18 protein-coding genes are annotated in these 21,456 nt (G+C 64.1%); 1 reads left to right on the top strand and 17 read right to left on the bottom strand.

All coding sequences use genetic code 11. From position 1 onward, the window contains the following. Positions 1-7: 7 nt before the first annotated feature. The 8 genes from NKH22_RS15300 to NKH22_RS15265 form a co-directional block, all read right to left on the bottom strand. A complete protein-coding gene (locus tag NKH22_RS15300; protein WP_352909999.1) occupies positions 8-1,987 on the bottom strand; it encodes an ABC transporter permease in 1,980 nt (659 codons plus the stop codon). Next, on the bottom strand, positions 1,984-3,063 hold the full coding sequence (locus NKH22_RS15295) for a quaternary amine ABC transporter ATP-binding protein (RefSeq protein WP_023820993.1): 1,080 nt from the start codon (positions 3,061-3,063) through the stop codon (positions 1,984-1,986). Before NKH22_RS15295 ends, NKH22_RS15300 begins: the two co-directional genes overlap by 4 nt. 72 nt (positions 3,064-3,135) lie before the next feature. Further along, complete coding sequence (locus tag NKH22_RS15290) at positions 3,136-4,110, bottom strand: ABC transporter substrate-binding protein (protein ID WP_023692144.1); 975 nt, start codon at positions 4,108-4,110, stop codon at positions 3,136-3,138. Between the two features lie 474 nt (positions 4,111-4,584). Beyond that, positions 4,585-5,370 carry a glucose 1-dehydrogenase gene (locus tag NKH22_RS15285; protein ID WP_023692143.1) on the bottom strand — a complete coding sequence of 262 codons (786 nt, stop codon included), beginning with the start codon at positions 5,368-5,370 and terminating at the stop codon, positions 4,585-4,587. Between the two features lie 9 nt (positions 5,371-5,379). Next, positions 5,380-6,144: an SDR family oxidoreductase gene (locus NKH22_RS15280; protein WP_023692142.1), complete on the bottom strand. Its 765-nt coding sequence runs from the start codon at positions 6,142-6,144 to the stop codon at positions 5,380-5,382. 106 nt (positions 6,145-6,250) lie between these two features. Continuing rightward, entirely contained in the window at positions 6,251-7,759 is a 1,509-nt protein-coding gene (locus NKH22_RS15275; RefSeq protein WP_023692141.1) for a sugar ABC transporter ATP-binding protein, read from the bottom strand. Between the two features lie 29 nt (positions 7,760-7,788). Next, positions 7,789-8,727: a sugar ABC transporter substrate-binding protein gene (locus NKH22_RS15270; protein ID WP_023684414.1), complete on the bottom strand. Its 939-nt coding sequence runs from the start codon at positions 8,725-8,727 to the stop codon at positions 7,789-7,791. Positions 8,728-8,856: 129 nt separating this feature from the next. Beyond that, a complete protein-coding gene (locus NKH22_RS15265; protein ID WP_050588086.1) occupies positions 8,857-9,840 on the bottom strand; it encodes an ABC transporter permease in 984 nt (327 codons plus the stop codon). A gap of 283 nt (positions 9,841-10,123) precedes the next feature. On the opposite strand from NKH22_RS15265, the gene NKH22_RS15260 reads away from it, so the two are divergent. Then, positions 10,124-11,086: a sugar-binding transcriptional regulator gene (locus NKH22_RS15260; protein ID WP_023820996.1), complete on the top strand. Its 963-nt coding sequence runs from the start codon at positions 10,124-10,126 to the stop codon at positions 11,084-11,086. A 16-nt stretch (positions 11,087-11,102) separates the two neighbouring features. Here NKH22_RS15260 and NKH22_RS15255 read toward each other — a convergent pair whose 3' ends face one another. The 9 genes from NKH22_RS15255 to NKH22_RS15215 all read right to left on the bottom strand — a co-directional run bounded on the left by NKH22_RS15255 (position 11,103) and on the right by NKH22_RS15215 (position 21,405). Further along, positions 11,103-11,282, bottom strand: coding sequence for a hypothetical protein (locus NKH22_RS15255; protein WP_352909996.1), 180 nt, complete (start codon positions 11,280-11,282; stop codon positions 11,103-11,105). 164 nt (positions 11,283-11,446) lie between these two features. Further along, positions 11,447-11,695, bottom strand: a complete 249-nt coding sequence (locus NKH22_RS15250) for a hypothetical protein (RefSeq protein ID WP_352909994.1) — start codon at positions 11,693-11,695, stop codon at positions 11,447-11,449. Between the two features lie 97 nt (positions 11,696-11,792). Continuing rightward, a complete protein-coding gene (locus NKH22_RS15245; protein WP_352909992.1) occupies positions 11,793-13,280 on the bottom strand; it encodes a xylulokinase in 1,488 nt (495 codons plus the stop codon). Positions 13,281-13,300: 20 nt separating this feature from the next. Then, complete coding sequence (locus NKH22_RS15240) at positions 13,301-14,623, bottom strand: NAD(P)H-dependent oxidoreductase (RefSeq protein WP_352909989.1); 1,323 nt, start codon at positions 14,621-14,623, stop codon at positions 13,301-13,303. A 161-nt stretch (positions 14,624-14,784) separates the two neighbouring features. Continuing rightward, positions 14,785-15,888: a mandelate racemase/muconate lactonizing enzyme family protein gene (locus tag NKH22_RS15235; protein ID WP_023696609.1), complete on the bottom strand. Its 1,104-nt coding sequence runs from the start codon at positions 15,886-15,888 to the stop codon at positions 14,785-14,787. A gap of 17 nt (positions 15,889-15,905) precedes the next feature. Then, complete coding sequence (locus tag NKH22_RS15230; RefSeq protein WP_023692136.1) at positions 15,906-16,613, bottom strand: GntR family transcriptional regulator; 708 nt, start codon at positions 16,611-16,613, stop codon at positions 15,906-15,908. Positions 16,614-16,793: 180 nt separating this feature from the next. Beyond that, a complete protein-coding gene (locus NKH22_RS15225) occupies positions 16,794-17,948 on the bottom strand; it encodes an efflux RND transporter periplasmic adaptor subunit (RefSeq protein WP_023692135.1) in 1,155 nt (384 codons plus the stop codon). Positions 17,949-17,962: 14 nt separating this feature from the next. Further along, the gene (locus tag NKH22_RS15220; protein WP_023687080.1) at positions 17,963-21,151 is read right to left on the bottom strand and encodes an efflux RND transporter permease subunit; all 3,189 of its coding nucleotides are present in this window, start codon (positions 21,149-21,151) and stop codon (positions 17,963-17,965) included. Then, positions 21,145-21,405, bottom strand: coding sequence for a hypothetical protein (locus NKH22_RS15215; RefSeq protein ID WP_023692134.1), 261 nt, complete (start codon positions 21,403-21,405; stop codon positions 21,145-21,147). The genes NKH22_RS15220 and NKH22_RS15215 overlap by 7 nt, the downstream gene beginning before the upstream one ends. Positions 21,406-21,456: the final 51 nt, after the last annotated feature.

The raw sequence follows: 21,456 nt of genomic DNA, 5'->3' as shown, positions 1-21,456 counted from the left end.
TCAACAATTATCCTAGTCTTGCCCGCGCCTTCGCCGTCCAGGCATTGAACAGCCGGTCTGCGACGATGCCGATGAAAGCGATGGCGAGACCCGCGACAATGCCGCGTCCGGAATCGGCCTTGGACAGCGCGATGAAGACTTCCTGGCCGAGGTCGCGTGTGCCGACCATGGCGCAGATGATGATCATCGCCAGCGCCATCAGGATCGTCTGGTTGACGCCGAGCATGATTTCGGGAAGCGCCAGTGGCAATTGTACCCGAAAGAAGGTCTGGCGCGGCGTGCAGCCGGAAACCTTCGCCGCCTCGATCAGCGCCGGCGGCACTTGCCGGATGCCGTGATTGGTGTAGCGGATCGCCGGCACCACGGCGAAGGCGACCGTGGCGATCATGGCGGTGACGTCGCCGACCCGGAACAGCATCACCACGGGAATGATGAAGCAGAAGGACGGCAGCACCTGCAGCGTGTCGATGATGGGCGTGACGATCTTTTCGAAGCGGTCGCTGCGCGCGGCCATCAGGCCAATCGGGATGCCGATCAGGCAAGCGATGAAGGCCGAGATGCCACAGAGATAAACCGTCGCCATGGTCTTTTCCCACAGGCCGGTGACGGCGCAGAAGGCGGTCAGCGCGGCGACGAGGGCGGCGAGACGCAGGCCACCGAACTGGTAGCCGGCGAGGCCGAGCAGGGCCACCGCGCCGAGCCACGGAAAGCCTTCGCAGAAGGCGCGCAGCGGGTTCAGTACATTGAGGATGAGCGCCACGCGAAACGCTTCGATCACGTCGAAGAAGTTGATCGTCACCCAGCTCACCGCCGCCTTCCACAGTGGCGCAGTGGTGAAGGTGATCGCCTTCGGCACCGCCGCGAAGGCCGGTACGAACAGGCCGAGCAGCGTCGTCACGACCAGGATGGCGATGGCCAGCGACAGATTGGGATAGCGCCGCCAAACGCTCTGGTTCGCCTGCCGTTGAACGTGGCCTTTTGCCTGCTTATGCGCGATCGCCTGGCTCAGCCGGTCGAGCGCGATTGCGAGCGCCACAATGGCGAGCCCGGCTTCCATGGCTTCGCCGACCTTCAGCGCACGCAGCGCCAGCAGCACATCATAGCCGAGGCCGCCGGCGCCGATCATCGAGGCGATGATCACCATGTTCAGCGCCAGCATGATCACCTGGTTGACGCCGATCATCAGTGTCGGCCGCGCCGACGGCAGCAGCACGCGCCACAATTTCTGCCGCGCCGTGCAGCCGGCCATCTCTGAGAAATCGTCGATCTCGGAGGGCACCCGCGACAGACCCAGCATCGTTGCTCGCACCATGGGCGGCGTGGCGAAGATGGCGGTGGCGATCATCGCCGAGACCGGGCTGTTGCCGAACAGGAGCAGCATCGGGATGAGATAGGCGAAGGTCGGGATGGTCTGCATCAAATCGAGGGCAGGGGAGATGATCAGCCGCTGGGCCCATGGCTTGCGCCACGCCCAGATGCCGGCGAACAGGCCGGTGACGATGCAGAACGGCACCGCGATGGAAATCAGTGCCAGTGTCAGCATGGCGCTGGTCCATTGGCCGAACAGCGCGGTGTAGAGGAAGCAGCCGCCGACCAGCATGCCGAGTTTTCTACCGCCCACGGCGTGCCCGGCGATGAAGGCGGCTACGCAGACGCCGATCCAGGACAGGCGCGGCAGGACATAGGCATCGGCACCGTGACCAATCTTGAAATTCTTGGCCAGCAGGTCGAGCGCGAAATCGAGGGGAACGCCGAGCACCGCGGTGATCGAGCGGGTCAGCCAGGACAAGTTCGACTTGATCCAGCGCATCAGCGCACTGACCCAGTCGGCGACCGGGATAACCGCCTCGGCCGGATAGTTGACGGCCCAGGGCAGTCTGTCCTGCAGCAGAAACACCACCAGCACGGCGGCCAGCGCCAGCGCCCAGACCAGCAGCCAGCGCTGAACCGGCGGCCTCGCCTGGCTGACGCTTGCCGTGACCGTCATGCGCCAGCCCTTTGCTTGTCGATGCCGGCCAGCAGCCCGATCACGGCTTGCGGCGTCACCTCGCCGATCGGCTTGCCGGCGCCGTTGACCACGGCGAAGGGCTTACCCGAGGCGACAATGCTGGCCGAGAAGCTGGCGATCTTGGCCTCCGGCGAAACCGTGCCGCCATGCCCGGATCCATCCAAAGCGCGCATCAGGCTGCGCGCAGAAATCACCTTGGCGCGGTCGACATCGCGGGTGAATTCGGCGACATAGTCGGTCGCCGGATTGACCACCAGCTGTTCCGGCGTGCCGGTCTGGATGACCTCGCCATCCTTCATGATGGCGATGCGGTCGGCGAGCCTGATCGCCTCGTCGAAATCATGGGTGATGAAGACGATGGTCTTGTGCAGCATGGTCTGCAGCCGCATCAGCTCATCCTGCATCTCGCGGCGGATCAGCGGGTCGAGCGCCGAGAACGGCTCGTCGAGAAACCAGATCTCCGGCTTGGTCGCGAGACTGCGGGCAATGCCGACGCGCTGCTGCTGGCCGCCGGAGAGTTCGCGCGGATAGAAATGCTCGCGGCCGCGCAAGCCCACGAGATCGATCACCTCCCGCGCTCTCGCTTCGCGCGTCGGCCGGTCCTGGCCCTGGATACTCAGCGGGAAGGCAATGTTGTCGAGCACGTTCAGATGCGGCAGCAGCGCGAAATTCTGGAACACCATGCCCATGCGATGGCGCCGCAGTTCGATCAGCGCCGAATCGGAAATCTTGAGCAGATCGTTGCCTTCGAATTCGACCTTGCCGTGGGTCGGCTCGACCAGCCGCGACATGCAGCGCACCAGCGTCGACTTGCCGGAGCCGGATAGCCCCATGATGATGAAAATCTCGCCCTGGCGGATTTCGAGATCGACGGCGCGCACCGCGCCGACCAGTCCGGCCGCGGCGATGTCGGCCATGCTGGCCTTGCCGTCACGCTCGCGGATGAAGCTGGCCGCGTTCGATCCGAACAATTTCCAGACATTGCGGCAGGCAAGCTTTATCGGCCGCACATCCTTGGGCGTGCCAGCCGCCTGCGGTTCAGTCGCTTCCGTCATCCAATGGCCCTTCTGGAGAATGAAGATATGGACCCGGCCGTTACGGCCGGGTCCGGCCTTCAGTCGGAGCCATCACTGCGCCCAGGCTTTCCAGTCGGCTTCGTGGGCGGCGATCCAGGCGGCCGCGACGTCTTCCGGCGTCTTGCCGCCGAGGTCGATCTCGCCGCTCATCTTGTTGAGCTCATCGGTGTCGATCGTGTAGGCCTTTGCCACCTTGTAGGCGATCGGCCATTTGTCCTTCATGCCGGACCAGGAGTATTTCCAGATTTCGCCATGCGGCTTGCCGCAATCATATTTGGCATCCGGGTTGGTGCCCCATTTCGGATCGGTGTAGCACTCGGGCGTATACTCCGGGAATTCGACCCACTCGCCCTTGTACTTGGCCGGCGCCCAATGCGGCGAATAGATCCACAGCATGATCGGCGCCTTGCGCTGATAGGCCGAGTCCAACTCGGCGAACATCGCCGCGTCGGTGCCGGCATGGATGACGGTGAAGGGCAGTTTCAGCGCCTCGACGCGCTCGTCGTCAAAGCCTTCCCAGGTTACCGGGCCGCCGAGATAGCGGCCCTTCGGCGCCGTCTCCGCCGTCGAGAACGCCTCGGCGCATTTCGGGTCCTTCAGCGCCTCCCAATTGGGCAGGCCCGGGCATTTCTCCTTCATATATTCGGGAAACCACCACTCTTCCTTGGCCTTCGGCCCGAGCTTGCCCAGCCGCTCGGTCTGGCCGGTGGCGTCGGAGGCCTTCATCGCCTCGCCGGCCGTCGTGTCCCAGAACTCCAGGCCGACATCGAGGTCGCCATTGGTGAGACCGGTGGTCAGGCTGGAGAGGTAGTCGGCTGTCGGATATTCGACGGTATAGCCGAGCTTTTCGAGGATACCGCCAAGGATCTTGGCGTTGAGATTGACGCTGGTCCAGTCGAACAGCGCGATCTTGATCGGGTCGTTGGATTCGGGTGCTGCTGCCTGGACCGGCGATGTAAGCGAACTTGCGGTGGCAAGCGCAAAGGCTCCCATTGATAGGTTCGAAATCACACTGCGAAATGACATGCTTGTTCTCCTGTCAAACCATGTGGAAATTTCTTGATCGTTCCCTTCTTGCGTCTTTTCTTGATTGTGTTGGAAAGGCGGGTCGTTACGCAAGCTCGTTCGCACCAAGCCAGTGCCGCGGCGAGCAATTCCAGGAAGAGTGTGGACGGTTTTCCGTCCGAATTGCGCAAATACAGAGAGCCGCAGGCGAGGTGATGCTCGATTTGATGATGATGTGATGCCGGGCGGGCCCGCGTCATGGCATCGGATGGATTGCTGCGTGAGCAATCGTCAACAGATCGATCGCCGCTCCAGCGGCGCTCTCAGACGTGCGAGCCATCAAGGTCCCATGGTCTCGGCCGGCGAGCCCCATCCCCGCCAAGGCCGTTTCATGAGATGAAATTATATATACCAACGTTCATGCGGCGCAACGGCTGATGCCCTGTGCACTGCGGAATTTCAGACTGGTCGATTGCCAACCGCCAGAGCTGACGTTCACGACATGATCAGGCCGCCATCCACATTGATGGTTTGGCCGGTGATGTAGGTGGCGTCGTCGCTGGCGAGAAAGCTGACCAGGCCGGACACGTCCTCGCCGCTGCCGGCGCGCCCCATCGGGATGTTCTTCACCCATTCGGCCATCAGCTCGCCGGGCTTGTAGTCACCCATCAGCTTGCCCCAGGCGACGTCGTTGTAAGCCCACATGTCAGTGTCGATAATGCCGGGGCAAATCGCGTTGACGGTGATCTTTTCCTTGGCGACTTCCTTGGCCAGGCTCTGGGTGATGCCGACGACGCCGAACTTCGACGCCGCATAATGCGGCGTGTAGATGAAACCCTGCCGCGCCTGGCCCGATGCCGTGTTGATCAGCCGGCCGCCATCGCCATGCTTGCGGATGCGGGCGATCGCTTCCTGACAGCACAGGAACACGCCCTTGGTGTTGACCGCCATCACCTTGTCCCACTCGGCCTCGGTCATCGCCTCGATCGGGGCGATGGTGATGACGCCGGCATTCTGCACCGAAATGTCGACACGGCCGAATTCCTTCTCGGCGAGGTCGTAAAGCGCGGTGACCTCATCCTTCCTGGTAACGTCCATGCGCATCGACGCGACCTTGGCGCCTGCCGCTTTCAGGCCGGCGGCGACGTCCTCGACGCGGGTATCGATGGCGCTGACCACCACCGCGGCACCTTCCTCGGCGAAGCGCTTCGCCATCGCCGCGCCGATGCCACCGCTCGCGCCGGTGATGACCGCAGTCTTGCCTTCAAAACGCCTCTGCATCTTTTCTCCTTACCAGCAGACAAAACCGCCATCGACGATCAGGTCGATGCCGGTGACGTAACTCGCGGCGCGGCTGGCCAGGAACACGGTCGGGCCGACCATCTCTTCCGGCGTCGCCATGCGCCCCATGGGCGTGTCGCGTTCGAAGATCTTGATCTGTTCGGCGACCTCCGGCCGCTTGTTCATCGGCGTCAGCGTGTAGCCTGGGCTCACCACATTGACGCGCAGGCCGCGATCGGCCCATTCCATGGCGAGGCTTTTCGACATGTGGATGACCGCCGCCTTCGACGAATTGTAATGCGCCTGGGTCAGGCCGCGATTGACGATCGAACCCGACATGGAGGCGATGTTGATGATCGAGCCCTTGCGCCGCGTCAGCATGGCGCGCGCTTCGGCCTGGCAGGACAGGAACACGCCGCTGACATTCACGTCGTAGATTTTCTGCCACTTCTCCAGCGACAGCGTCTCGGCGGCCTCGGCTCCTGCAACGCCGGCATTGTTGACGGCGATGGTCAGCGCGCCGAGCTCCTTTTCCGTGCGCTCGACTGCGGTCGCCAGGTCGGCCTCCGACGTCACCGTCCCGGTCAGCACCACCGCCTTGCGGCCAAGCGCGGCGATCCTGTGCGCGGTCTCATCCAGCCCGCCTTTCGAGGCATGGCCGAAACAGGCTATGTCGGCGCCGGCTTCGGCGAGCCCGATGGCAATGGCCTGGCCGATGCCGCTGCCGGCGCCTGTTACCAGCGCTACGTCGCCGCTGAGATCGAATAGTTTCATGTTGTTCCCCCTCCTGAAATGAAGGGGCGCCAGTCTTTGCTGGCGCCCCGCGCGGTCCGGTCCTTGGGAGGATACCACCTGCTGCGCTTTGTTCCGACTCCTGTCCTCAGCTCGTGGCAAGTTCCATCACCGCGACATTGCTCGCCTCGCTGCGGTCGAGAATGCCGCGCTGGCGGCCGCGGCTCAGCACCAGCACGCGGTGCGACAGGCCCAGCACCTCCTCGAGGTCGGAGCTGACCACTACCACCGCCATGCCGGAGCGGGCGAGGTCGGCAATGACGTCGTAGATTGCCGCACGCGCCCCGACATCGATGCCGCGCGTCGGCTCGTCGAGGATGAACACCTTCGGCGGCCGCGACACCCATTTGGCGATGATCACCTTCTGCTGGTTGCCGCCGGACAGTTTTGACACAGCCTGGTTCGGCTTGCCTTTGACGCCGAGCCTTGCGATGCCGGCCTCGGCGAATTTCTGCACCGCTTTCGGGAACACCCAGCCCTTCGGCGCGACATGGTCGAAATTGCCGAACGCCAGATTCTCGCCGATTGTCTGGTCGAGCACGACGCCTTGCGCCTTGCGGTCTTCCGGCACCAGCACGACGCCGGCCTTGATCGCCGCCTCCGGCCCGCTGAGATGCACCGGTTCGCCGGCAACACGCACCGAGCCGGACGAGATCGGATCGGCGCCGGCGATCGCCCGCACCAGTTCTGTGCGGCCGGCGCCGATCAACCCGGCAATGCCGAGAATCTCGCCTGCTTTGACCGAGAAGGAGACGTTGTTGAAACTCTTCTCCGGCGAAGACAGGTTCTCGACCTCGAGCAGTGTTTCCTCGCGCGGCGGCGTCAGATGCGGGAACATCCGCTCGACCGAGCGGCCGACCATCTGCTCGACCACTGTGCGCACGGGAATATCGGCGCGCTCGTGGCGGGCGACGATGCGTCCGTCGCGCATCACCACCACGCGGTCGGCAATCTGCGCGATCTCGTCGAGACGATGGCTGATATAGATGAAGGACATGCCTTCCGCCTTGAGCTTGCGGATCTGCTGGAACAAAAGCTCCGTTTCCTCGCCGCCAAGCGCTGCGGTCGGTTCGTCGAAGATCAGCAATTCGGCATTCAGCGTCAGCGCCTTGGCGATCTCGACCTGCTGCTGGGCGGCGATGCGCAGCGTGCCCACCTTGCGCTCGGGCGAGACGTCGAGGCCAAGCCGCTTCAACTGCGCCGAGGCCTTGGCGTTCATCTCCGCGCGGTCGATGCGGCCGCCGCGCATCGGCAGGCGCCCGACATAGACATTTTCCGCCACCGACAGGTCCGGCAGCAGCTTCAGTTCCTGATGGATCATGCCCACACCGGCATCGATTGCCGCGGCAGGCGAGGCGGGGGAATAATGTTTCCCCCGCCAGATGATAGTGCCGGCATCGGCCTTTGTCGAACCGGCGATGATGTTGGACACCGTCGACTTGCCGGCGCCGTTTTCGCCGAGCAGCGCCACAACCTCGCCCGGCCGCACCTCAAAGCTTGCATCGGCCAGGACCTGGACCGGTCCGTAGCTCTTGCAAAGGCCGTTGACGAAGAGCCCGTTGTGCGGGCTTTCGCTGTGGCGAGGATCAGGAGACATCGTGGTGCTCTCTTAAGCGGTGCCGGTCGTTACGGATGCTTGGCGATGAACTGCTCGACATTGTCCTTGGTGGTCAGCGTCGCATCCTGCAGCTGCTCGGCCGGAACGCTTTCGCCCGCCACCAGCTTGATCGCCGCATCGACGGCGAGCCGGCCCATGCCTTGCGTCTGCTGCGTCGCGGTGACGTCGAACACGCCGTCCTTCAGCGCTTTGAGTGCGGCCACGTCGCCATCGAAGCCGGCAACCCAGACCTTGTGGCCGGGATTGGCGACCTTGACCGCCTGTGCCGCACCCAGCGCCAGCGCATCGGCCTGGCCGATGACGATGGAGACATCGGGATGCGACTGCAGCAGGTCCTGCGTCAGCTTGAAACCTTCGTCCTGGTGCCAGCCTTCGCTCCACAATTCGCCGACCACCTTGATATCGGGATAGGCCTTGAGCGCTTCGCCGCAGCCCTTCGAGCGATCGACTTCCGGCGTGGTGCCCTTCTGGCCGTGGATGATGATCAGTTCGCCTTTGCCGCCGGCCTGCTTGGCGATGTAGTCGCACACCGCCTGCGCCGAGGCGACACTGTTGGTGGCGATGAAGGTGTCGCCGGGCGCGCCGTCGGCGTTGCGGTCGACATTGACGACCGGAATGCCGGCAGCCTTGGCGGTTTTGGTCGGCACGGTGGCGGCGGTGGCGCCGGCCGGAATGTAGATCAGCGCGTCGATGTTCTGCGTGATCAGATCCTGCACTTGGCTGACCTGCGTTGCCGAATCGCCCTTGGCGTCGACGGTGACGATCTCGATGCCCTTCTCCTTGCCGTAGGCTTCGACCGACTGCTTGATCTGGTTGAAGAAGTCGGCCTGCAAATTGGCCACGGCGAGGCCGAGCTTCTTGGCCTCCTTGGCCGAGGCCATGTCGGTCAGCCCGAGCAGCGGAATGATGGCGGCCGCGGCAAGCAGCAATGAACGTTTGGTCAGCATGTGTTTCCTCCGTTGATAGTCAAACTGTCCCGCCAGCGCATCGCGCCCCTTGGAACATCCCAGTTTCGGATCGACCGATCCGTCTATCGCCCGGACGCTCCGGGCGAATTCTCAATTGTGCCCCGTTCTCTATCGCGCCCTGCGCCGCCAGGTATCGCTGGCGACCGCCAGCGCGATCACCACGCCGATCACCACCTGCTGGATGAAGGGCGAGACGCCGAGCAGATTGAGCCCGTTGCGCAGCACGCCGATGATGAGTACGCCGACCGCGGTGCCGCCGATCGAGCCGACGCCGCCCGACAGGCTGGCGCCGCCGATCACCACCGCCGCGATGGTGTCGAGCTCATAGCCGAGGCCGGAACTCGGCTGCACCGAATCCAGCCGCGCGGCAAGCACAATGCCGGCAAGACCCGCAAGCACGCCGCAGATGGCATAGACCCAGTTGGTCAGCGACTTCACCGGAATGCCGGAGAGCCGCGCCACCTCGGCGCTGCCGCCGATGGCGTAAAGGCTGCGGCCGGTGGCGCGGTAGTTGAGGAAGATGGCGAAGACGATCGCCAGCACCATCATCACCCCGACTGTGACCGACAGGAAGCCGAAATGGCGGATGATCGACAGGCTGGTGAACCAGTCGGGAAAGCCGACGATCTGCGAGCCGTCGGTGATCATGTTGGCAAGGCCGCGCGCCACCGACATCATCGCCAGCGTCGCGATGAACGGCGGCAGCCGGGTGACGGTCACCAGCAGGCCGGACACCAGTCCGCAAAGGCCGGCGACGACCAGTGCTGCAACGACGCCGGCGGCAAGGCCGAGATTGAGATAGTCGGGGTGGGAGACAAAGCCCATCACCATGGCGGCCAGCGCCAGCACCGAGCCGACCGAGAGATCGATGCCGCCGATCAGGATCACCAGCGTCATGCCGATTGCCATGATGCCGAGCACCGTGATCTGGTCGAGCACGTTGAGGATGTTGCGCACGGTGAGGAACGTGTCGGTGGTCAACGTCAGCGCCAGGCAAAGCAGCAGCAGCCCGATCAGCGGCCCCATGGTTCCGGCAAACAGTGCCGAAAGCTTCGCGGCCGTCGCACCTTGAGTGCCGGGCGCGGCTTTCACCTCGCCAGCCTTCGACTCGCTTGCATCATTACTCACGGCCACTTCGTCTCCTCCGTCAGCGAAACGGCGATGGCCTGCCGTCCGCTCTTGTTCACTAGGCACCTCCCTGTGAACAATTTATCTTTGATATGCAATTTTGTTCAGCTAAACTGTTCATTAGAAAATTGTCAAGAGCCGTTGCGCCATTCGGCGGTGGTTTGCGCCACAGGGCGGTTTGTCCTAGGGAAGGCCAGGGGGCGGCGCTCGCGGAAGATTTCCGAAATTTGCCGCGGGAGGGCAAAAGATGGCGACCGTCGAAAACGAGAAGGCCTCGCGCTTCCCCGATGCCGACCTCAAGGCCCGGGCCGCCTGGCATTACTATGTCGAAGGCCTGACGCAAGAGCGCATTTCCGAGATCCTCGGCGTCGGCCGCATCAAGGTGCACCGCATTCTCTCCGCTGCGCGAGAGGAGGGCATCGTGCAGTTCCGCATTCGCGACAGTGTCGTCGAATGCGTGCAGCTCGAGGAGAGCCTGAAGCAGCGTTTCGGGCTCAGCCAGGCGGTCGTGGTGCCATCAGCCGCTGATCGCAGCAACGCGCCGCTGATGATCGGCCACGCGGCTGCCGCCTATCTCGCCGACAATGTGAATGCCGGCGACGTCATTGCGCTGGGCTGGGGTCGCACCCTGAAATTCGCCATCAACGAACTGCCGAGGCGGCCCATCGCCAGGACGACGGTCGTCTCGATGCTCGGCGGCCTCACCCACGCGCAGCCGCTCAACCCGACCGAAAGCGCCTGGGAGTTCGCCGAAAAGATCGGCGCTGAATGTTTCTTGCTGCCGGTGCCGGTCTATGCCGACAAGCCGGAACAGCGCGATGCCTTCATGAGCCAGCGCAGCGTTCAGGATGTCGTCTTCCGCGCGCGCCGCGCCAACATCGCCGTGCTCAGCGTCGGCTCGTTTTCCAAGGACAGCCCGATCGCCAATTACGGCTTCATCAAACCGAGCGAACTCGAGGAATTGCAGGCGGCCGGTGCGGTCGGCGACCTCTTGTGCCATTTCATCGACGCCGAGGGCCACCCTGTCGACCATGAGGTCAACCGTCGCGTCTGCGCCTATCCGCTGCAGGATCTGTCCGATATTCCGAGCATCATCCTGGTGTCAGGCGGTCAGGAGAAGGTCGCCGTCATGCGCGCCGCGCTCGCTAATACTAGGATTTCGGTGCTGATCACCGATGAGGACGCGGCCAAGGGATTGCTCAACCGCTGAAGCACGCGGGGGCTTGTCAGAATTCGCAGGGCTCCGGACGACTGTCGTCCGACCAGTCGGCCAGCGCGACCGGCACGAATTTTCCCGCGACCGGTTTGCCGTCGTCCAGGTCCTTTGAGGCAATGCCTCTGCCGGTGAGAAAATTGATGTCGCAGCCGCCCAGCGTCGTCTCGACCGAGCCGTCGGCTTTCTGCACATTCCAGTCCCAGTCGCGACTGTAGCCGGCGACAAGGAATTTACCGCCGCGCCAGACGATGGTCAGCGTCGCATCCCATGATTTGTTGGCGCCGCAGCCGAAGCACGAGGTGACGGCAAGCGATCCCTTGCCCTTGCTTTCGAGCCCGAGAATACGGTCCTGCGTCAGCGCCTTTTGACAAAGTCAGGCTTGCGCGAAGGATCGAGCTTTCCTTCGCCGGCAGCCAGATAGATCGAGAGATCCGCCAGCCCGCTGTCGGGATCCGCCGCGATCGCGGCCCGATCCATCCTGCCGTCATTGTCCATGTCGAGCGTGACCTCGAAGGGCGGCTCGTCCTGCGCACGCGCCGTCATTGGAGCTGCCGCAAGCGCGACAATCCAGGGCAGGGCGGCAAGGTGAAATACTGCTTTCATGAGCCCGATGAGTCTAGCATTGGCCGGGCAGGACGCAAAATCGGCAAGCTGGGCAGGTTGGGCATGGGAGCCTCACGCAGGCAAACTGCGCTTGAACTCAGATCGCACCGAGCCGCGCGTGGATGTCGCGTGTCGCGTGATAGAGGTCGCGGTAGATCGCCTTGCGCGCCCGGTAAGCCGGCACCAGCGTCATATCCGGATCGACACGCCTGGCCGGCGCCGCCGCCATTGCCTTGGCGGCGTCTTCCGCCGAGGCGAACCAGCCGATCGCCGAAGCCGCCAGCATGGCCGCGCCAAGGGCCGCCGCCTCGTTGACCGGCGACACGAACAGCGGCCGCTCCAGCACGCTGGCCATGATCTTCATCAGCAGCGCCGAATTGGTGCCGCCGCCGGCGGCAATCATCTCTCCCGGCTTGCCGCCGCTTTCGGCCTCCATCGCCTCGCTGGCGATGGCTTGCTCCAAAGCGATGCCTTCCAGCGTGGCGCGGAAGAGATGCCTGGGCTCATGGTCGAGCGACAGGCCAACAACGGCGCCGCGAGCCGCGCCATCCCAATAGGGGCTCATGACGCCGGCCCAATAGGGCATGACCAAAAGACCGTCGCTGCCGGCCGCAACATCGACCGCACCCTTCTCCAGTTCTGCCGCGGAAGACGCGCCGGTGGTGCGCACGATCCAGTCGACCAGTTGCATGCCCGAGCGCAGCACGGTTTCCAGCATGAAGCCCGAACCGGTCGGCGAGACCAGCGTGCGAAACGCGTCCGATGTGGTGACCGTGCCGGAATAGCAGCCGCTGACGACGCCGGAGCCGAGCGAGAGATAGCTCCTGCCGGCACCATAGACGCCCATGCCGAGACCCATGGCCTGGCCATCGCCGGCGCCGGCGACAATTGGCGTGCCCGCTTTGAGGCCAGTCAGCTGGGCAATGCTTTCGGCAAGGCCGCCGCAGATTTCGCCTGGGCCGATCAGCGCCGGCAACTGCCGTGGCTGCAGCCCTGCAGCCGCGACAAGCTCAGGGTGCCATTCGCCTGTCGCGACATCGAGCAAGCCGAGCGGGTCGGCACTTGCCGTGCTGGTAACCAGCCGTGCGGTCAGCCGGTGAACGAAGAAGCCATGAACATCGACCAGGGCGGCGGCGTTGGCCAGCACCTGCGGCTGGTGTTCGGCCAGCCAGGCGATGGCATAGAGCGCCGGCGTCGGATCCGGCGGCTTGCCGCTCCAGTCGCGGATCGTCTCGCGGCCAAGCTCGGCCGACAGCCTGGCGACTTGAGGCCGGGCGCGCTCGTCAAGCCACAGGATCGCCGGGATGAGCGGCGTGCCGGCCTGATCGATCAGGGTGAAGGTCTCGCGCTGATGGGCTATGGCAATTGCCGCCACGCGCGCGGCGCCGACCTTGTCGGCAACCTGCTTCAGCGCACTGATAAGGGCTGCCCACCAATGTTCGGCATCCTGCTCGAAATGGCCGGGCTTAGGATTGGCCAGCGGATAGGCCTCGCGCGCCTGGAACAGCTCCGCGCCGTCGCCGGTGAAGGCGATCGCCTTCACCGCCGTCGTCGAGGCATCGATCCCGATAACGACATCGTCCATCACAGGGAGATCCCGAAGGTTCAGGCGGCGTTGGTCACAAACTGTCCGTCCGACTGGTCGAGACGGCGGCGTATCTGCGTTATCACCATCGAATCGTCGGGTACACAATTTTCATAGGTGAGGAAGTCGCCGGTCTTGACCGGCTTGACCACCTTGGCGCGTTCGGCAATCCCGAGCGGCAGCGCGCCCTTGGCGCGGGCGTCCTCCCAGGTCATGGCGAAGCCGCGATAGTCGTTCTCGCCGATCATGCCGAGCGATTGGCCCGCGCAGAGATCGCTCTTGGCCACCGCCACCGCTTCGGCGACCGGATGGTCGAGGGGCTCCATGTCGGCGCGTTTGTAGACCACGGCGCGCGCCGCCGACAGTGGCACTTCAAGGCTTGTCAGGTGATAGGGACGGTAGATCGTGAAATAGGGGCCCTTGCCGACCTTGAGGTCGACCATGCGCTCCAGCACGCGCGGATGCCTCGTTTCGATGATGCAGAACACGCCGGGCGCCACGCCCTTGCCGATGGAATAGTCGACCACGCCCTTGCGGTGCAGCACGCCGCCATCCTCGCGCGGGCAAAGCACGCTGGCCAGTTCCTCCAGCGTCGCCGTCGGGCCGTGCATGCCCGGCACGTCGGGCACCAGCCCGGTGGCGTTGGCAATCGCCACCATCTCGATCGCCGTCTTGGAACCGTCGACGAACTCGACCAGCATGCGCGCATTCATATTGCGCTCGGCCGCTTCCTTCTCGTAGTCGGCGGGCATGGCGTCGATCTTGAGCGGGTTGTTCTTGCCCTTGCCGGCGGCGATGATGTTGAAGCCGAGGCTCTTGGCGAAGCCGATGATCTCCAGCGTGCAGGCGGGTTCGTCGCCGGCCGCACCGGTGTAGACCACGCCGGCCTTGCGCGCTTCCTCCTTGAGGAAGCGGCCGATCGTAATGTCAGCCTCGACATTGAGCATGACGATGTGCTTGCCGTTCTTCATCACTTCGAGCGCAAACAGCGTGCCGATGTTGGGATTGCCTGTCGCGTCGATGATGACATCAATGCGGCCGGCCGCGGCCAGCGCATGCAGATCTTCGGTGACAGCGATCTTGCCGGCCTCGATGGCGCGGTCGATGGCAGAGGCGTTCGCAGCCTGGACGATGTCGGAGCGGTCATGGCCGGCGAGCAGTGCGGCATCGATCGCCGCTTGCGGGCGCACCTCGGAAATGGCACCGATCCGCATGCCCGGCATCAGCGCCACCTGGACGACGATGTCGGTGCCCATCTGCCCGGCGCCGGCGAGACCGATGGTGATGGGCCCGTGGGCTTCAGCGCGCTGCAGAAGTTCCGCTGCAAATTGCGGATGGGCCATATCGCTTCCTCCAGTCATGACGCGCCGCAGCGTCAAATCATCATTTTGAACATTCCTATTTCCATTTGAAAAATATTTCAACCCGCAAATCGGAGAATGGCTGCAGGACCAAATCTCCCACGGAGGATTCGTGGGGTGACAGCTTCATGCTGCGCTTGATCTCAGCCGATCTCTAGGAAAGGCTTGCCGAGCAGGTCGGGCACGACATCGATGCCGAGGCCGGGCCCGTCGGGAATGCCCATGTGGCTGCCGGTGACCGGTGGGGCGTTGGAGGCCGTGCGCACCGTCACCCACTCATGGAAGGCGATGGCGTGCAGCCGGCGTTCTTCCGGCGTTGACAGCGACAGATGCGCCATCGCCGCCGTGTCGATCTCGGCGCCGCCCGTATCCTCGACGGTGATCATGAAACCGAGATCGACGGCGACGTCGCGGATTTGCCTTGTCCTGGTTACGCCGCCAAGCCGCGAGATCTTCAGCGTCAGCCCGTCGGCGGCGCCCAGGCGATGGATTTCCAGCATCGCCTCGAGCGAGATGACGCTCTCGTCCAGCACCATCGGCTTGTCGAGCATGCGGCGCACCGACATGTTCTCCTCGATCGTCGTGCAGGGCTGCTCGAACGTGTAGTCGATGCCGCGCGTTGCATCGGCGAACTGCCGCGCCTGGTAGGGTGTCCAGCCGGCATTGGCGTCGCAGAAAATCACCGTGCCTTTCGGCACGGCCGAAGCGACTGCGCTCACCCGCTCGATGTCTTCATGCACATTGCCGCCGACCTTGACCTGCAGCCGGCGGCAGCCCTGGGCGATGATCCTTTTGGCCAGTGCCGCCATCTGGTCGAGCGTGCCGTGGGTGACGACGCGGTAGGTCTCCGCCATGTCGCTCTCGCGGCCGCCAAGCATGGTCACCAGCGGCACGTCGGCGGCCCGGGCCGCCAGATCCCAGCAGGCCATGTCGAGCGCCGACTTGATGTAGGGATGCCCCTTGAACACCGTATCCATCAATCGGCCGATGCCGGCGAGGCCACGCGGGTCCTGGCCGATCAGGTGCGGCGCGATCTCGACCACGCCCGCGCGCGTTCCCGCCGGAAAGGCGGCCGAATAGAAATTGCCGAGCGGCGCCATCTCGCCCCAGCCGGTCACGCCGCTGTCGGAGGTGATGGCGACGATCACCGCATCGAAGCAGTCTGCAACCCGCCCCTTTGACATGCGGTAGGGCCCGTCCACGAAGGGCTGCACGACGCGATAGGCCTTGATGGTTTTGATCTGCACTTGTCTGTCCGTTGTCTCTAGGCGTTGAGGAGGGTCAGTCCTTCGATGTTCCGCTGATCGAGGCCACGCGCAAAGGCAAGCAGCTCTTCGAAATCGAGGTCGATATGCTCGCGCGCATGGCGCTGGGCAGCGCGCATGTCGGCGCCCTTCAAGAGCCGCACATAGGTTTCGTGGAGATCTTCGGCCGGCACCGGCTCGTTGCGGGCCTGCTGGTGCAGGGCAAAGTACATCTGCAGCCGGCTGGTCAGCCGCTGCCAGGTTTCCAGCAGCACCGAATTGTCGGCCCATTCATAGATCAGCCCGTGCAATTGCAGTGCGGTCTCGATCTGGCGGGTGGTGTCGCGCGCGCGCGTTGCCTGCTTCACCGCTTCGTGGCGGCGGTCGAGTTCATCGAAGAAGCGCTGGTCGCGCAGCTTCCATGTCCGCTCGATGGCGAATTCATCGAGCACCTTGTTCAGCGAGTAGGCGTCGTCAATGTCCTTGGCGGTGACATCGATGACGAAGGTGCCGGCATAGGGAATGCTGGTCAGGATGCCTTCCTGCACCAGCTCGCGCATAGCTTCGCGCAAAGGCGCGCGGCTGACCCGCATCTGCTCAGCGATCCTCAGCTCGCTCAGCTTTTGGCCGGGTTCCAGCTGGCCGGTCAGGATCGCCCGCCGCAACAGCGCAACGATCTCGGCTCGGCGTGTCGTATCCGCGATCGGATTGAAGTCCAGCTTGGCCATTCCGTCACTCCAGTGAGAGCCGGAAACAGACAAGCAGATTGTCGACAATCCTACAATATGTCTGTTCCGGATTCTTGTGCCTTGCGGTTACTCCAAAAACGGCGTGCGGCGCTCCATAAAAAAACGGCGCCCTCGGCGTGGAAGCCGAAGGCGCCGCAGGACCGGGGCTGATGGGGGTTATCAGCTGGCCGGTTTCTCCTGGGGCAACGGCGAGATCGGCATTCCTGGTCCGATCTTCTGCAGATTGCCCGTTATCACCTGGTCGCCTTCGGCAACGCCGCTGAGGACCGCCACAAGGTCGCCGCTGGTCGCGCCAAGCGAGACGATGCGCTGGTCGACCGTGTTGCCCTTGCCGACGACATAGACATATTTGCCGAGCTGGCTCGAACCCAGCGCCACCTGCGGCACCATCAGCGCGTCGGGCAGCTGCTTGATGTGCAGCCGCACGCGGACATACTGGCCCGGCAGCAGCGAGAACTTCGCATTGCCGATGGTGGCGCGCGCCGTAATCGTGCCAGTCGAGTGGTCGACCGTGTTGTCGATGAAGGTGAGTTCGCCCTTCTGGCTGGCTTCGGTCTCGCCGGGCAGCAGCACCTCGACCTCGATCGGGCCGGCGGCCCGGGCCCGTTCGATTTCGGCCAGGTCCGTCTCGCTCGGATTGAAGGTGACGTAGATCGGGTCGAGCTGCACCAGCGTGTTCAGCACCGTGCCGGCGACGCTGACCAGCGTGCCGACCGAAGCCTGGTTGCGGCCGACGCGGCCGGCAAACGGAGCGTGGATTTCGGCGTAGCTCAAATTGAGCTCGGCCGTGCGCACCGCCGCCTGGTTGACGGCAAGCGACGCTTCGGCCTGGCGCAAGGTGCTCGTACGCTGGTCGAACCCATCCTTGGCCAGATAGCCGCTCTTGGCGAGTTCGGAGCCGCGGCCGAGATTGGAGCGCGCATAGTCGAGGCTCGCCTGGTCGCGCTGCACTTCGGCCTTGGCCTGGTCGAGAGCCGCCTTGAAGTCGTCAGGCGAGATCTTGTAGAGCAGATCACCCTGGCGCACATCCGCGCCGTCCTTAGCCGTCTGCTCCTGCAGATAGCCGGGCACGCGGGCCTGCAAGGTGACGCTGCGGATCGCCTCGATGCGGGCGGCGTAGTCAAGGTAGATCGGGATCGTCTTCTTGACCACGCTCGTCACCGGCACCGGCATGACGAATGCCGCAGGTGCTGCCGTCGCTGCCGCCGTGCCGGCATTGAGGCTGAGATTGCCCATGTCGAGGAAGTGGACGCTTGCCACCGAGATCGCTCCCAGGGCGACGGCCGTTCCCAAAGCTATTTTCCATTTACGCATTTTGGTCTCCAATTCTATTCGGCTGCTTCGGCCAGGCGCATCGGCGCTGGTTCGGCAGTCGGTTCATTATTGTCCTGGTCATGAGCGGCGTTCGGTTCGCTGCGCACGCGGCCTTCGCGCAGCTGCTCGATGACCGCGTAGAAGACCGGCACGAACACCAGCGACAGGATTGTCGCTGCCACCATGCCGCCAAACACGGTGGTGCCGATCGACTGCCGGCTTGCCGCACCCGCACCCGTCGCAAACATCAGCGGCAGCACGCCGAGGATGAAGGCGAAGGCCGTCATCAGGATCGGCCGCAGCCTCAGCCGCGCGGCTTCCATTGCCGCGTCGACAATGCTCAGTCCCTCCTCGCGCCGCCGCCTTGCAAACTCGACGATCAGGATCGCGTTCTTGGCGGCGAGGCCGATCAGCATGACGAAGCCGATCTGCGAGTAGACGTCGATCTGCATGCCGCGCAAGAACAGGGCTGCGAAGGCGCCGAACAGGGCCAGTGGCACCGCCAGCAGCACCATGAACGGCATCGCCCAGCTCTCATACTGCATCGCCAGGATCAGGAAGACGAAGACGATGGCGAGGCCGAAGACGACCGACGCGATCGATCCTGCCTTGAGCTCCTGGAAGGTGATGCCGGTCCATTCGAAACCGAAATCCCTGGGCAAAGCAGTGGCGGCGGCCCGTTCCATCGCGGCAACCGCCTGGCCCGACGAGAAGCCGGGGGCTGCGCCGCCATTGATCGTGGCCGAGGCGTTGTTGTTGTAGTGCGGCACGGTTTCCGGGCCGACGAACGGCACCAGTTTGCCCAGTGTGCTCAGCGGCACCATGCCGCCGGAGGCGTTGCGCACATAGAGCCGCGAAAGGTCGCCTGCGTCGGCACGTGCATCCTTGTCGGCCTGGATGGTCACCCGGAAGGTGCGGCCGAACAGGTTGAAGTCGTTGACGTAGAGCGAGCCGAGATAGATCTGCAGCGTGTTGAAGACGTCGGGCAGGTTGAGGCCGAGCAGTTTGGCCTTGCTGCGGTCGAGGTCGTAGTTGAACTGCGGCGTCGAGGTCGAGAACGGCGAGAACAGCTGCTGCGGGTTGATTTCCGGCTGCTTGCGCGCCTCGGCGATCACGGCTTGCGTCGCGTCGTTGAGGGCTGAACTGCCGCGCCCGGTGAGATCCTCGACGACGAATTCGAAGCCGCCCGTGGTGCCGATACCCGGGATCGAAGGCGGATCGAAGGACAGCGCGAAGGCTTCCGGAATCTGCATCAGCTTGCCGCGCACGTCGGCGACGAGCTTCGACGCGCTCTGGTCGGGGCCGCGCTCTTCCCACGGCTTCAGGATGGCGAACTCGACAGCCGAATTCGACTGCGCCGCACTGGTCAGGAAGTTCAGACCGCTGATCGAGCCGACAATCTCGACGCCGGGCGTAGCTTGGAGGATGTCGCGCGCCTTCTGGGCCACGGCGTCAGTGCGTTCCAGCGAGGCGCCGTCAGGCAGCTGGATGACGACGAAGAAGTAACCCTGGTCCTCGACCGGAAGGAAGGTCGAGGGCAGCTTCTGCCAGACGAAGTAGGTGGCGACCAGGCCGGCCGCGAACAGACCGAGCATGATCCAGCGCAGCCGGATGAGGATGCGTACGCCATGGGCATAGGCATGCGACAGCCTGTCGAAACCCGTGTTGAACCAGCGGAACGGGGCGAACTGCGTCTCCCCGCGATGGCGCAGGAAGGCGGCACTCAGCGCCGGGCTGAGCGTCAGCGAGTTGAAGGCGGATATGCCGACCGAAATCGCCACCGTCAGCGCGAACTGATTGTAGAGCTTGCCGGAGACGCCGGGAATGAAGGCGACGGGCACGAAGACGGCCATCAGCACCGCGGTGGTGGCGATGATCGGTCCGGTGACTTCGGCCATCGCGGCCTTGGTCGCCGCCAGCGGTTTCAGCCCGGCCTCCAATTGTCGTTCGACGTTTTCCACCACCACGATGGCGTCGTCGACGACGAGGCCGATGGCCAGCACCATGCCGAGCAGGGAGAGCATGTTGAGCGAGAAGCCCATCATTTCCATGACCACCATCGTCGCCACCAGCGACACCGGAATGGCGATGGTCGGGATGATCGTCGTGCGCCAGCTCTGCAGGAAGATGAACACCACGGCCACGACCAGCACCAGCGCTTCGCCGAGCGTGATCAGCACGTCATGCATCGATGCCGACACGAAGCGCGTGGTGTCGTAGTGCATGGCGTAGGAGACGCCCTTGGGGAACCGTGCCGACAGTTCCTGCATCTTGTCCTTGACGTGCTGCTGCAGATCGAGGGCGTTGGAACCCGGCATCTGGTAGACGGCCAGCACCACCGTCGGGTCCTTGCCGAAGAAGGCCGACGACGAATATTGCAACGCGCCGAGCTCGATGCGGGCGACGTCGCGCAGCCGCACCAGCGAGCCGGTGCCGGTGTTGGCGCGCACGACGATGTCGCCGAACTCCTTGGGGTCGCTCAGGCGGCCGACGGCGTTGACCTGCATCTCGAAGGCGGTGCCGGCGGGCGCCGGCGACTGGCCGATCTTGCCGGCCGCCACCTGGACGTTCTGTTCCGAGATGGCGTTCTGGACGTCGACAGCGGTGATGCCAAGATTGGCGAGCTTGTCCGGGTCGAGCCAGACGCGCATCGAATAGCGGCGCTCGCCGAATATCTGGACGTCGCCGACGCCAGGCAGCCGCTTCAGCGGATCGACGACCTGCAGATAGGCGAGGTTGCTCAGCGCCACCGGATCGACCGAACTGTCGGGCGAGGTCAGGTTGACGATGAGGACGAAATTCGGGTTCTGCTTCTTGATCGTCACGCCGCCCTGGTTGACGATCGCCGGCAGCGACGAGGCCGCTTGCGAGACGCGGTTCTGGACGTCGACGGCCGCGGTGCTCAAGGAATAGCCGACATCGAAGGTGATGGTGATGGTCGAGGAGCCGTCATTGGAGCTCGACGACGACATGTAGGTCATGCCTTCGACGCCGTTGATCTGCTGCTCCAGCGGCGTCGTCACCGTATCGGCGACCACTTGCGCGCTGGCGCCCGGATAATGGGCGCTGACCACGACCTGCGGCGGCGTGATGTCGGGAAACTGCGAAACCGGCAAAAGGAAATAACAAATCGTCCCGGCGAGCACCATGATGATGGCGATGGCCGAGGCGAAGATCGGACGATGGATGAAAAAATTTACCACGACACGCAAACCTCTTTAGAAGAACCGGCCTCTTTAAAAGAATTGGCAGACCGGGACAGCCGCCGGCCGCGCACCGAACCCGGGTCTTGCAAAAAATACGAAGACGGCGCCGCGCCGCTGAGGCCCTGCTCATCGGCAACGGTCCTCAGCATCGCTTCGAAGGCGCGCGGATTGACGCGGTCCGCTTTCATCACCAGCCGGATCATCGGATCCCGGATGGCTTCATCGATGGTCAAATCCTTGCGCTGCGACATTGGAGCGTCTCCATTCCAGCGGCCCGCATCGGACGATCGCGAACCGGTTTT

It is taken from the genome of Mesorhizobium sp. M1252, from assembly GCF_040318265.1.
Lineage (GTDB): Bacteria > Pseudomonadota > Alphaproteobacteria > Rhizobiales > Rhizobiaceae > Mesorhizobium.
Note: the sequence above shows the minus strand (reverse complement) of the source record. Positions and strands in the feature narration are given on the sequence as shown.

Bases quoted from the DNA above. Each gene is read 5' to 3' on its own strand.
- NKH22_RS15300 (WP_352909999.1), bottom strand. From the start codon at position 1,987: ATGACGGTCACGGCAAGCGTCAGCCAGGCGAGGCCGCCGGTTCAGCGC.
- NKH22_RS15295 (WP_023820993.1), bottom strand. From the start codon at position 3,063: ATGACGGAAGCGACTGAACCGCAGGCGGCTGGCACGCCCAAGGATGTG.
- NKH22_RS15290 (WP_023692144.1), bottom strand. From the start codon at position 4,110: ATGTCATTTCGCAGTGTGATTTCGAACCTATCAATGGGAGCCTTTGCG.
- NKH22_RS15285 (WP_023692143.1), bottom strand. From the start codon at position 5,370: ATGCAGAGGCGTTTTGAAGGCAAGACTGCGGTCATCACCGGCGCGAGC.
- NKH22_RS15280 (WP_023692142.1), bottom strand. From the start codon at position 6,144: ATGAAACTATTCGATCTCAGCGGCGACGTAGCGCTGGTAACAGGCGCC.
- NKH22_RS15275 (WP_023692141.1), bottom strand. From the start codon at position 7,759: ATGTCTCCTGATCCTCGCCACAGCGAAAGCCCGCACAACGGGCTCTTC.
- NKH22_RS15270 (WP_023684414.1), bottom strand. From the start codon at position 8,727: ATGCTGACCAAACGTTCATTGCTGCTTGCCGCGGCCGCCATCATTCCG.
- NKH22_RS15260 (WP_023820996.1), top strand. From the start codon at position 10,124: ATGGCGACCGTCGAAAACGAGAAGGCCTCGCGCTTCCCCGATGCCGAC.
- NKH22_RS15250 (WP_352909994.1), bottom strand. From the start codon at position 11,695: ATGAAAGCAGTATTTCACCTTGCCGCCCTGCCCTGGATTGTCGCGCTT.
- NKH22_RS15245 (WP_352909992.1), bottom strand. From the start codon at position 13,280: ATGGACGATGTCGTTATCGGGATCGATGCCTCGACGACGGCGGTGAAG.
- NKH22_RS15240 (WP_352909989.1), bottom strand. From the start codon at position 14,623: ATGGCCCATCCGCAATTTGCAGCGGAACTTCTGCAGCGCGCTGAAGCC.
- NKH22_RS15230 (WP_023692136.1), bottom strand. From the start codon at position 16,613: ATGGCCAAGCTGGACTTCAATCCGATCGCGGATACGACACGCCGAGCC.
- NKH22_RS15225 (WP_023692135.1), bottom strand. From the start codon at position 17,948: ATGCGTAAATGGAAAATAGCTTTGGGAACGGCCGTCGCCCTGGGAGCG.
- NKH22_RS15215 (WP_023692134.1), bottom strand. From the start codon at position 21,405: ATGTCGCAGCGCAAGGATTTGACCATCGATGAAGCCATCCGGGATCCG.